Source organism: Massilia endophytica (genome assembly GCF_021165955.1).
Lineage (GTDB): Bacteria > Pseudomonadota > Gammaproteobacteria > Burkholderiales > Burkholderiaceae_D > Rugamonas > Rugamonas endophytica.
The window spans coordinates 2,834,447-2,844,681 of the sequence record NZ_CP088952.1 but is presented as its reverse complement, the minus strand read 5'-3'; the positions used below and the strand labels follow the sequence as shown (position 1 = coordinate 2,844,681).

Genomic DNA, 10,235 nt, shown 5'->3' with positions numbered 1-10,235 from the left:
CCGTTTGTTCGTTCAGCGCTGAAGCAATTACATGCGCGCCTTGATCAGTTTGCCCAGGATTTCGATGCCCTGGCGGATGCGCTCCGGCGGCACCGTCACGAAGGACAGGCGCAGGGTGTTCGTTTCCGGCTCGTTGGCATAGAAGGGCGCGCCCGGCACGAAGGCCACCTTTTCGCGGATCGCCTCGTCCAGCAGTTCCATGGCGTTGATGTGCTTGGGCAGGGTCACCCAGATGAACATGCCGCCTTCCGGCTTGGTCCAGGTGGCGCCGGCCGGGAAGTGTTCGGCCATGGCATCCAGCATCACCTGGCACTGGTTGCCGTACAGGGCGCGGATGGTGGGGATATGCTGGTCCAGGAAGCCGTCCTTGACCACCTCGTGCACCACCATCTGGGTCAGCTGGGCGGTGTGCAGGTCGGTGGCCTGCTTGGCCAGTTCCATGCGGCGCGCCAGCGCCAGCGGGGCCACCACATAGCCCAGGCGGATGCCGGGGGTCAGCACCTTGGAGAAGGAGCCCATGTAGATGACGCCGTCCGGATTCATGGTCAGCATCTTCGGCATCGGGTCGCCCTTGTAGCTCAGGGAGCCGTAAGGATCGTCCTCGATCAGCGGCAGGCCCAGGCGGGCGCAGGTTTCCACCAGTTCCTGGCGGCGCGCCACGGAGAGCGAGCGGCCGGTGGGGTTCTGGAAGTTCGGCAGGGCGTACAGCAGGCGGGCGCCTTCAGCCACGGCGTCCAGGGAGGACGGCACCAGGCCGTCGTCGTCGGTCTGCACGGAGGCGAACTGGGGACGGTACACCGAGAAAGCCTGCAGGGCGCCCAGATAGCTCGGCGTCTCCACCAGCACTTTGCTGCCTTCGTCGATCAGCACCTTGCCCAGCAGGTCCAGCGCCTGCTGCGAGCCCGATACCATGAGCACTTGTTCCGGCGCGATCTTCGCGCCATTGCCGGAGAGGGAATCGGCCACCCATTGGCGCAGCGGCATGTAGCCGTCGGTCGGGCCGTATTGCAGGGCCGTCTTGCCGTTGGCGGACAGCACCTTGTCGAACGCCGCTTTCATCACATCGACCGGGAAGGTGGCAGGCGAAGGCAGGCCGCCGGCGAAGGAGATGATTTCAGGCTGCTGCGTGATCTTCAGGATCTCGCGGATGAAGGAGCTTTGCAGCTGTGCAGCGCGTTCGGAAAAGCGCCACTGGATCGGGTTCGGGTTTTCGATTTTCATACCATTCTCTCTGGTGGGGAACAAGCGCGCTTGTGGCGGCTTCATGAAGAGCGGCGCCGGGTAGGCCCCGCCCGTGACTCTATTATGCTACTTCAGCGATCAGTTCGATTTCCACGCAGGCGCCGCGCGGAATCTGCGCCACGCCAAAGGCGGAGCGTGCATGCTTGCCGGCGTCGCCGAACACCTCGCCCAGCAGCTCGGAGCAGCCGTTGGTCACCAGGTGCTGCTCGGTGTAGTCCGGGGTCGAGTTCACCAGGGACATCACCTTGACGATGCGCTTGACGCGGTTCAGGTCGCCGCCCACGGCTTCCTGCAGGGTGCCCATGAGGTCGATGGCGATGGCGCGCGCGGCCTTCTGGCCTTCGGCGGTGTCGATGTTCTTGCCCAGCTGGCCCACCCAGGGGGTGCCGTCCGGCTTCTTGGCGATATGGCCCGAAATAAAGACCAGGTTGCCCGTCTGTACGTACATGACGTAGGCGGCAACCGGGGCGGCTGGCGGAGCGAGGGTGATATCGAGCGACTTCAGTTTTTCGTAGACGGACATATTCGTATTCCAAAAATAAGACGGCGAAGACCGTTATTGTATCAGCGCCGTATGGCCATGCGGCGGCCGAAGCCGACTGTTGCGATCACGGCGAGGGCAAACAGCAGGTGCTGGCCCTGCAGCGGCTCGCCCAGCACCAGGGCCGCGCCCAGCAGGGTGAGGAAGGGCTGCACCAGCTGCACCTGGCCCACGCGCGCCACGCCGCCCAGCACCATGCCGCGATACCAGAAGAAGAAGCCGAGGAACATGGAGAACACGCTGGTATAGGCCAGGCCGGTCCAGGCGCGGGCGCCGGCTTCGGCAATCCCGTCCGCATGGGCAAGGCCCTGGACGAGGGTGAGCGGCACCGTGACGGGCAAGGCCAGCAGCAGGGCCCAGCAGATGGTCTGGGTGCCGCCCAGGGTGTGGGAAGCCCGGGCCCCCTCGGCATAACCGAAGGAAGCCATGATGCCTGCCGCCAGGATGGCAAGGTCCGCCGGATGCAGCACCCCGCTGTTCTCGCGCAGGGCAAAGCCCACCACAATGGCCGAACCCAGCAGCGCGAAGGCCCAGAAGCCGCGCGAAGGCTTTTCCTTGTTGCGCAGGGCCGAGAACAGGGCCGTCATCAGCGGCAGGATGCCGATCAGCACCGCGCCGTGGGAGGCGGGCACATGCTGCATGGCCATCGATGTCAGCAGGGGAAAGCCGATCACGCAGCCTGCCGCCACCCAGAAGAGGGGCACGAACATGGCGCGCGAAGGCAGGGGCGCACGGCTCCACAGCAGCCAGCCGCCGGAGAGCGCCGCGGCGATGACGGCGCGCGCCATGGACGAAAACACGGGATCGAGCTCGGCGACGGCCATGCGCGTGAAGGGCAGGGTCAGGCTGAAGATGGCGACGCCGATCAGGCCCAGCAGCATTCCGGCCGATTCCGCCGACAGGTGGGACAGGAGGCCGCGGCGGGAGGACAGGGCAAGGGAAAGGGACTTCTGCATATCAGCTTTCCAGGACGGTACGGAACAGTGAAGCATCCACATTGCCGCCGGTGAGGGGCAGGCCGATGCGGCAGCCGCGAACGCGGGAATCGTCCTTCAATTGAAGGGCAGCGGCGAGGGCAGCCGCACCCGCGCCCTCGGCGACGTTGTGGGTGGCGCTGAAGTACAGGCGCATGGCGGCAGCCACGCTTTCGTCGCTGACCGTGACCACGTCGTCGGCAAATTCCAGCACGCATGCCAGGGAGCCCGAATCGGCCACGCGGCAGGCCATGCCGTCGGCGATCATGGTGCTTACCGGTGCCTCCACGCTGCGCCGCGCCTGGAAGGAGAGCTGGTAGGCCGGGGCCAGCGCCGACACCACGCCGATCACGCGGGTGCGCAGGCCGAGCGCCTGGCGGGCGGCAATGGCGCCGCAGAAGCCCGAGCCCTGGCCGATCGGCACGAAGACGGTATCCAAATCCGGCTGGGCGCGGAACAGCTCCATCCAGCTGCTGCCTACACCGGCCACGATGTCCTCATGGTAGGAGGGCACGATGTGCAGGCCGTCCCGTACCGCCAGCACCTGCGCGTATTCGCGGCTGGCCTGGAAATCCTCGCCGTGCTCGATGAGCTGTGCGCCGAGGGAGCGCATGGCGGCGTTCTTCTCCGCGCTGTTCCCGTGCGGGACTACGATGGTGGCTTTCAGCCCGTGTTCGCGGGCGGCGAAGGCCACGGACTGGCCATGGTTGCCACGGGTCGCCGCAATCAGCCCTTTCAGCTCCGGTTCGCGCTGGAGCAGGCGGCGCACGTAAACCACGCCGCCGCGCGCCTTGAAGGACCCGAGCGGCGTGTGGTTCTCGTGCTTCACCCAGGCCTCCGTGCCCAGCGCCGCGTTAATCTGCGGCCAGGAGTACTGTGGCGTCGGCGGGACGAACTGGTACACGATATCGGCGGCGGAGGCGAGGGCGGCGGCGTCGGGCAGGAACATGGCAGGTAGTGGAAAAGTGAAGGCGATGGGTGTATCGTAGAATAATTGACCAGTACAGAGCCAATACACTTCCCTGCATAATTTCACACACTGTGACGGTAAAATGACCAGTACACTCTCGGCGCCGCTGGCGCTGCTCTCGCGCGATGCGGGCGAATCGCTGATCGATCAGATCGTGCGCACCGTGGCAGCCCGCATCGATGAACGGGTGCTGCGCAGCGGCAGCCGCATGCCCTCCATCCGGCGCTTCGCCGCCTCGCACGCTGTATCGCCCTTCACCGTGGTGGCCGCCTACGACAAGCTGGTGGCGCGCGGCTACCTGGAGTCGCGGCGCGGCGCGGGTTTCTTCGTCCGCGAGCGGATTCCCCTGCACAGCCAGCGGCCCCAGGATGCGGCGCCCGAGAGCAGTCCGCAGCAGGCGCTGGACGTGGTCTGGCTGGTGCGGAACATGTTTCGCCAGCTGCCCCACCAGCAGACTCCGGGCGCCGGCGTGCTGCCCACGGACTGGCTGGATGGCCCCTCCGTCGCGAATGCCCTGCGCAGCATCAGCCGCCAGAGTCCCGCAGGCATGCTCAATTACGGCCTGCCCCAGGGCTTCCTGCCGCTGCGCCAGCAGCTCCAGCACAAGCTGGCCGAGCTGGAGATCGGCGCCGCGCCCGAGCAGTTCGTCACCACGGCGGGCGTGACCCAGGCGCTGGACATGGTGGCGAGGGAGTTCCTGCGGCCCGGCGACACGGTCTTCGTGGACGACCCGGCATGGTTCCTGATGTTCGGCTCCTTCTCCGCGCTGGGCGCCAAGGTGGTGGGGATCCCGCGCCTGCCGGACGGGCCGGACATCGAGCGCCTGGCGGAGCTGGCGGCCGTGCACAAGCCGCGCCTCTACGTCATCAACTCCATCCTGCACAACCCCACCTCGACCTCGCTCTCGGCGGCCAAGGCCTTCCAGGTGCTGCGCATTGCGGAGGAAAACGGCTTCATGGTGGTGGAGGACGATATCTATTGCGACCTGCATCCCGGCAGCGCCGTCCAGCCCGCGATCCGGCTGGCGGCCCTGGACCAGCTCAAGCGGGTCATCTACCTGGGCGGCTTCTCGAAAACCATGGCCGCCAACCTGCGGGTGGGCTTCATCGCCGCCGCCCCCGAGCTGGCCCAGCGCCTGGCCGACCGCAAGATGCTGCAGACCCTCACCACCAGCGATATCGGGGAGCGGGTGGTCTACAAGATCCTTTCCGAAGGCCTGTACCGGAAGCATGTGGAACGCATGCGGGTGCGGCTGGACGGTCTGCGCGCCCGCACCCTGCGCCAGCTCGAACGCGTGGGCATGCGCTTCGGCAGCGCCCCCACGGCGGGCATGTTCGTCTGGGCGGACACGGGCCGGGACACCAATGTGATGGCCGAGCGCGCCATGGCCGAGGGCATGCTGCTGGCCCCCGGCAGCCTGTTCTCGCCCAGCCAGCTGCCGTCCACTTACCTGCGCCTGAACGTGGCGGCCATGGGGGATGCGGCCGTCTGGCGCTTCCTGGAACGCGAAATGCTGTCAAAAAGCTCTTGAAATAGCGAAAGCCGCCCCCAGATGGCGCGAATCCGTACAACCCCACAAGACTATTGAGGAAAACAATGGCCGATCACAAAGAAACCCTGGGCTTCCAGGCAGAAGTCAAGCAACTGCTGCAACTGATGATCCACTCCCTGTATTCCAACAAGGAGATCTTCCTGCGCGAGCTGATTTCAAATGCCTCCGACGCCGCCGACAAGCTGCGTTTCGAGGCGATCAACAACGACGCCCTGTACGGCAACGACCACGAACTGAAGATCAAGGTCAGCTTCGACAAGGCCGCCCGCACCATCACCATCTCGGACAACGGCATCGGCATGAGCCGCGACGAGGCCATCGCCCACCTGGGCACCATCGCCAAATCGGGCACCCGCGAGTTCTTCGGCAAGCTCTCCGGCGACCAGCAGAAGGACGCCGCCCTGATCGGCCAGTTCGGCGTGGGCTTCTACTCCGGCTTCATCGTGGCCGACAAGATCACCGTCGAGACCCGCCGTGCGGGCCTGGGCGCCAACGAGGCCGTGCGCTGGGAATCGACCGGCGAGGGCGATTACAGCGTGGAGCAGATCGAGAAGGCGGGGCGCGGCACCGACATCATCCTGCACCTGCGCGAAGGCGAGGACGAGCTGCTCTCCGGCTGGAAGCTGAAATCCATCATCCGCAAGTACTCCGACCACATCTCCCTGCCGATCCAGATGCAGAAGGAAGAGTGGGATGAAGAGAAGAAGGAGATGGCGCTCAAGGACGAACTGGAGACCATCAACCAGGCCAGCGCCCTGTGGGCGCGCAGCAAGAGCGACATTACGCCGGAGCAGTACGAAGAGTTCTACAAGCACGTATCGCACGACTTCCAGGCGCCCCTCACGTACACGCACAACCGCGTGGAAGGCCGCAGCGAATACACCCAGCTGCTCTACATCCCCGCCAAGGCGCCGTTCGACCTGTGGGACCGCAACAAGCGCGGCGGCATCAAGCTCTATGTGAAGCGCGTCTTCATCATGGACGATGCCGAGCAGCTGATGCCGACCTACCTGCGCTTCGTGAAAGGCGTGATCGATTCGGCCGACCTGCCGCTGAACGTGTCGCGCGAGATCCTGCAGGAATCGCGCGACGTGAAGGCGATCCGCGAAGGTTCGACCAAGCGCGTGATCGGCATGCTGGAGGAACTGGCGAACGCCGAGGAGCAGGAAAAGAAGGACAAGTACGCCACCTTCTGGACCGAATTCGGCCAGGTGCTCAAGGAAGGCATCGGCGAGGACATGGCCAACAAGGACCGTCTGGCCAAGCTGCTGCGCTTCGCCTCCACCCACAACGAGAGCGATGCCCAGAACGTGTCGCTGGAAGACTACGTGGGCCGCATGAAGGAAGGCCAGGACAAGATTTACTATGTCACGGCCGACAACTACACGGCCGCGAAGAACAGCCCGCACCTCGAAATCTTCCGCAAGAAGGGCGTGGAAGTGCTGCTGCTGAGCGACCGCGTGGACGAGTGGATGCTGTCCTTCCTCACCGAGTTCGAAGGCAAGGAGCTGGTATCCGTGGCCAAGGGCGGCCTGGACCTGGGCAAGCTGGAAGACGAAGCCGAGAAGAAGGAACACGAGGAGACCGAAACCCAGTACAAGGATCTGGTCGCCAAGATGAAGGAATCCCTGGCCGACAAGGCCAAGGACGTGCGCGTGACCTTCCGCCTTACCGATTCCCCGGCCTGCCTGGTGGCGGACGAGCACGAGCTCTCCGGCAACCTGCTGCGCATGCTGAAGGCCGCCGGACAGAATGCGCCCGAGTCCAAGCCGATCCTGGAGATCAACCCGAATCACCCGCTCGTCACGCGCTTGAAGTACGAAGGGCCGGACAGCGTCAAATTCTCCGACTGGTCGCATATCCTCTTCGACCAGGCGCTGCTGGCCGAAGGCGGTTCGCTGAGCGACCCGGCCGCCTTCGTCAAGCGCATGAACGAGATGCTGCTGGGCGGTAAGTAAGCTTCACCCGGAGGGGACGTGCGTCCCCTCCCTTCCTATTCCCTCCTGCGCCTTGCCAGTCCCACGGCGAGGGGCACACCCATCAGCAGCATCCATCCCATTCCCGGCTCCGGCACCGGAGTCAGCATCAGGAAGCCGCGGATCTCGCCGCCGGGGTATTCGCTCGTGTGGATATTGAGGTAGGCCATTCCCGCATTCATGCCATCCAGCAGGGCCATTTCCGCACCCGAGGTGGTGCCGCCATGGGCGGTAATGAAGGCGGGATTCCAGAACGAGGCCATCGAGGTGTCGAAGCTCATCAGGTAGGTGCCTTCCGTCACCCCCGCAGGGAAGCCGGCGAAGGTTGGCACCATGGTCGCGACAGGGGCGCCGCCCACGCCTGCATCGGCCGTGCAGCAATGGATATGCGCCGCCGTCACGCCCGCTTCCAGGCCCGTGAAGACCGCGCCGATGGTAATGGTATGGCTCGTCACATCGAATGTGACAATGCCGGCGCCGACGGCGGGCGAATCGTTGGGCGTGACCTCCTGCAGGCCGGTCATGCTCGTCGTATAGCTCTCCGCCATGGCGGCGGCGCTGCCCAGGGCGAGGGCCAGGGCGGCAAGGCACTTCAGGAACAGGGATTTCATGGCGACTCCTCCATCGCAGACAGGATGGAGAAATCCATGCAAAACGCGCGCCACGCATCCTCCAGAGGAGGCAGCGTCCCCGCCGCTACTGGAACCGTAACGTTCTTGTTACAGAGCGGTACGGAGGGCGAAAAGTTCGGGGAAGAGGACGACGTCGAGCATCTTGCGCAGATAGCTCACGCCCGCCGTGCCGCCCGTGCCGGTCTTGAAGCCGATGATGCGCTCCACCGTCGTCACATGGCGGAAGCGCCAGAAGCGGAAGGCCGTTTCCAGGTCCACCAGCTTTTCGGCCAGCTCGTAGAGGGCCCAGTGGTGGTCCGGATCGCGGTAGACCTCCAGCCACGCCGCCTTCACCGACTCGTCCGCCACCGTGGGCTGCGTCGGGTCCGCGTTCAGCCGCGCTTCCGACACGGGCAGCCCGTTGCGCGCCAGCAGGCGCACCGCCTCGTCGTACACCGAGGGCTCGTTCAGCGCCTTTTCCAGGATGACATAGGTGTCGGGCGTTGTGTTGTGCACGCTGAGCAGGTTGGCGTTCTTGTTCCCGAGGATGAACTCGATCTCGCGGTACTGGTAGGACTGGAAACCGGACGATGCGCCCAGATAGGGGCGGATGGCCGAGTATTCCGGCGGCGTCATCGTGGCCAGCACGTCCCAGGCATGCACCAGCTGGTCCATGATGCGCGCCACGCGCGCCAGCATCTTGAAGGCGGGCGGCAGGTCGCCCGCGCGCAGGTGGTCGCGCACCGCATGCATCTCGTGCAGCATGAGTTTCATCCACAGCTCGCTCGTCTGGTGCTGCACGATGAAGAGCATTTCGTTGTGGTTGGGGGACAGGGGGTGCTGGGCGTTCAGTATCTTGTCCAGCGCCAGGTAGTCGCCGTAGCTCATGGACCTGGAGAAGTCCATCTGTGCGCCATGCCACTGGCCGGCCGGTTTCTTGTCGTCGCTCATAGTGTGCTCAGGTGACTGCGCCGCGCTCGGCGGCGATATCGTAGGCCTGGTCGTCCAGGATCTGTTTCAGGATCTCCACCGCGTCCCATACGTCGGCGAAGCTGGTGTACAGCGGCGTGAAGCCGAAGCGCATGATGTGGGGTTCGCGGTAGTCGCCGATCACGCCGCGCGCGATCAGGGCCTGCATCACGGCATAGCCATGGGGGTGGGCGAAGCTGGCCTGGCTGCCGCGCCGCCCATGCTCGCGCGGCGTCACCAGCTGCAGCGGATGGCCCGCGCAGCGCGATTCCACCAGCTCGATGAAGAGGTCGGTCAGGGCCAGGGACTTTTCGCGGATGGCGGCCATGGTCGTTTGCCCAAAGACGTCCAGCCCGCATTCGACCATCGCCAGCGAGACCACGGGCTGGGTGCCGCACAGGGCGCGGCCGATGCCTTCCGTGGGCGCGAAGTGCGGCGCCATGGCGAAGGGCTGGGCATGGCCCCACCAGCCGGACAGGGGCTGGGTGAAAGCGGCCTGGTGGCGCTGCGGCACCCAGATGAAGGCCGGCGCACCGGGCCCGCCGTTCAGGTATTTGTAGGTGCAGCCGATGGCGAAGTCCGCCCCGGCCGCATGCAGGTCCACCGGCACCGCCCCCGCCGAATGGGCCAGGTCCCAGACCGTCAGCGCGCCGTGCTGGCGGGCGAGGGCGGAAAGGGCAGCCATGTCGTGCTGGTAACCGGTGCGGTAGTTCACATGGGTCAGCATCAGCACGGCCGTATCGGCGCCCACGGCGGCGGCGATTTCCTCCGGCGACTCCACCAGCTTGAGGCTATAGCCCCGGTCCAGCCAGCTGCTCAGGCCCTGGGCCATGTATATGTCAGTCGGGAAATTGCTACGTTCTGTAACGATGACCTTGCGCTCAGCAGCACCCGCCTGCATGTTCAGGGCAGCAGCCAGGGCCTTGAAGAGGTTGATGGAGGTGGTATCGGTCACCACTACTTCGCCTTCCCGGGCCCCGATGAGGGAGGCCAGCCGGTCGCCCAGGCGTTTGGGCATGTGGAACCAGCCTGCCGTGTTCCAGCTGGTGATGAGGTCCTTGCCCCATTCGCGCGCGATGACTTCGGTGGCGCGGGTGAGGGCGGCCTTGGGGCGGGCGCCCAAGGAGTTGCCATCGAGATAAATCACCCCAGCGGGCAGGTCGAACTGGTCGCGCAGCGGGGCCAGGGGGTCGGCGGCGTCGCGGTTCAGGCAGTCGTTACGGTTGACCATAAAAATGCTTGAAGCTTGAAAGAAAACGGCAGTTTAGCACGCATAAAGTAGCGATTCTGCAAGGTGCGGGCCCGTCCCGCCGGCCGCAAACCCGCATGGATACTGGGTTTGGGAACTTTTTCAAAAAATTTTAAAAATTTTTTCGAAAAACCCTAAAGTTCCCGAAAGT

Annotated in this window: 9 protein-coding genes; 2 read left to right on the top strand and 7 right to left on the bottom strand. The window is 65.1% G+C overall.

Translation table 11 applies throughout. The features are described from left to right. Positions 1–27 precede the first annotated feature (27 nt). The 4 genes from LSQ66_RS12795 to LSQ66_RS12780 all read right to left on the bottom strand — a co-directional run bounded on the left by LSQ66_RS12795 (position 28) and on the right by LSQ66_RS12780 (position 3,706). A complete protein-coding gene (locus LSQ66_RS12795) occupies positions 28–1,221 on the bottom strand; it encodes an aminotransferase-like domain-containing protein (RefSeq protein ID WP_231765586.1) in 1,194 nt (397 codons plus the stop codon). An 82-nt stretch (positions 1,222–1,303) separates the two neighbouring features. After that, entirely contained in the window at positions 1,304–1,765 is a 462-nt protein-coding gene (locus tag LSQ66_RS12790) for a RidA family protein (RefSeq protein ID WP_231765585.1), read from the bottom strand. Between the two features lie 41 nt (positions 1,766–1,806). Further along, a complete protein-coding gene (locus tag LSQ66_RS12785) occupies positions 1,807–2,739 on the bottom strand; it encodes a DMT family transporter (protein WP_231765584.1) in 933 nt (310 codons plus the stop codon). 1 nt (position 2,740) lies between these two features. Further along, positions 2,741–3,706, bottom strand: a complete 966-nt coding sequence (locus tag LSQ66_RS12780) for a threonine dehydratase (RefSeq protein WP_231765583.1) — start codon at positions 3,704–3,706, stop codon at positions 2,741–2,743. Between the two features lie 103 nt (positions 3,707–3,809). Between LSQ66_RS12780 and LSQ66_RS12775 the strand changes: the two genes are divergently transcribed. Together LSQ66_RS12775 and htpG are read left to right on the top strand one after the other, a co-directional pair. Further along, positions 3,810–5,258, top strand: a complete 1,449-nt coding sequence (locus tag LSQ66_RS12775) for an aminotransferase-like domain-containing protein (protein WP_231765582.1) — start codon at positions 3,810–3,812, stop codon at positions 5,256–5,258. A 65-nt stretch (positions 5,259–5,323) separates the two neighbouring features. Continuing rightward, a complete protein-coding gene (htpG, locus tag LSQ66_RS12770) occupies positions 5,324–7,237 on the top strand; it encodes a molecular chaperone HtpG (RefSeq protein ID WP_231765581.1) in 1,914 nt (637 codons plus the stop codon). Between the two features lie 35 nt (positions 7,238–7,272). Here the strand turns inward: htpG and LSQ66_RS12765 are convergent, their stop codons facing one another. From LSQ66_RS12765 to kynU, 3 genes are all read right to left on the bottom strand, one after another. Then, complete coding sequence (locus tag LSQ66_RS12765) at positions 7,273–7,866, bottom strand: CHRD domain-containing protein (protein ID WP_231765580.1); 594 nt, start codon at positions 7,864–7,866, stop codon at positions 7,273–7,275. Positions 7,867–7,974: 108 nt separating this feature from the next. Further along, positions 7,975–8,817 carry a tryptophan 2,3-dioxygenase gene (kynA, locus tag LSQ66_RS12760; RefSeq protein WP_231765579.1) on the bottom strand — a complete coding sequence of 281 codons (843 nt, stop codon included), beginning with the start codon at positions 8,815–8,817 and terminating at the stop codon, positions 7,975–7,977. Between the two features lie 7 nt (positions 8,818–8,824). Beyond that, a complete protein-coding gene (kynU, locus tag LSQ66_RS12755) occupies positions 8,825–10,066 on the bottom strand; it encodes a kynureninase (protein ID WP_231765578.1) in 1,242 nt (413 codons plus the stop codon). Between the last annotated feature and the right edge of the window lie 169 nt (positions 10,067–10,235).